At 68.5% G+C, this 1,282-nt stretch carries 3 pseudogenes; 1 reads left to right on the plus strand and 2 read right to left on the minus strand.

Features of this window, described 5'->3' with window-relative positions:
- Positions 1-343, minus strand: a pseudogene (locus tag ACIBEF_RS32510) (DDE-type integrase/transposase/recombinase); the annotation flags it as partial.
- Positions 344-863: 520 nt separating this feature from the next.
- Positions 864-1,186: pseudogene (locus tag ACIBEF_RS32515) on the minus strand (transposase); the annotation flags it as partial.
- Between ACIBEF_RS32515 and ACIBEF_RS32520 the strand changes: the two are divergent.
- Positions 1,187-1,282: pseudogene (locus ACIBEF_RS32520) on the plus strand (IS5/IS1182 family transposase); the annotation flags it as partial.

Consider the following 1,282-nt stretch of genomic DNA (forward strand, 5'->3'; position numbering starts at 1 on the left):
TGGTCAGCGTGTCGCGGTCGATGTCCTGCTTGACGATCGTATCGGCCAGCAGTTTCTCGGCGAGCGCGCCGGATTCCCGGTCGGCCAGCAGCCAGCCGACGGCGTATCGGCTGTAGATGTCGATGATCACGTACAGGTAGAAGTACTGCCATTTCGCTGGGCCGTGCAGTTTCGTGATGTCCCACGACCAGACGGTGTTGGGGCCGGTCGCCACCAGTTCCGGCTTGACCCGGGCCGGGTGGGTGGCCTGCGCCCGGCGTTCGCGGACCTCACCGTGTTCACGCAGGATCCGGTACATCGTCGACACCGACGCGAGGTAGGCGCCCTCGTCGAGCAGGTCGTGGTAGACGGTGGCCGGCGCTTTGTCGGCGTGCTCGGGATGGTTCAGCAGCGCACGCACGCTGTCGCGTTCGGCCTGCGACAACGCCCGCGGCTGCGGCTTTCGCAGGCACGGTTCCCGCTCGGGTTTCGGGCTCTTACGGTGCCGGCGGTAGTGGTTGGCCTGCCGCCGTGCACGCCGCTCGCACCGAGCCCAGCACGCCGGTCAGCTCGACGATCGCCGCGTCAATCACGGTTTCGGCTCGCTCCCGGAGTCCGGGCCGCTGCTGGTCGCGAGCTGACCCAGCAGCGCGGAGAGGTTTCCCTGCACCTCGATCACCGTCTGCGCCTTCGCGAGATCCGCTTGCAGGCGTTCGTTCTCGCGCCGTAGCCGGGCCAGTTCCTTGTCCCGCGCATCGGCCGGCGGACGTCCCGCCGGACGGGCCAGGGCCTGCCGGGCACCCCGATCCCGCTGCTGGCGCCATGTCGTGATCAACGATGAGTACAGGCCTTCCCGCCGCAACAACGCGCCCTTGCAGGGCGCCCTTGGCGCCGTCGCGGTCCTGCCAGGACGCGGCCAGGATCCAGACGGTGACCAGCAGGCCGACGGTGTCGGTGACGATGAACCGTTTCCGGCCGTTGATTTTCTTGCCGGCGTCGTAGCCGCGGGTAGCGGGGGCACGGTGTCTGCGCCTTTAACGCTCTGCGAGTCGCAGATCCCCGCCGTCGGCTCGGGGTCCCGGCCGTGAGCCACCCGGATCTGCTCGCGTAGTTCTGTCAGGATCCGCTCGGTCACACCCCGACTGTTCAGCCGGGTGAAGTGCGCGTACACGGTCTGCCACGGCGGGAAGTCGACCGGCAGGTACCGCTGATGACCTTCGCCGACAAGACATACCAAGGCGCCCGCGGCAGCATCACGACCCCGCTCAAACGCCACCGCCACCGGCCGAAACTGTCCCGTCGG

The organism is Micromonospora sp. NPDC050795, from assembly GCF_044456785.1.
Classification (GTDB): Bacteria; Actinomycetota; Actinomycetes; order Mycobacteriales; family Micromonosporaceae; genus Micromonospora.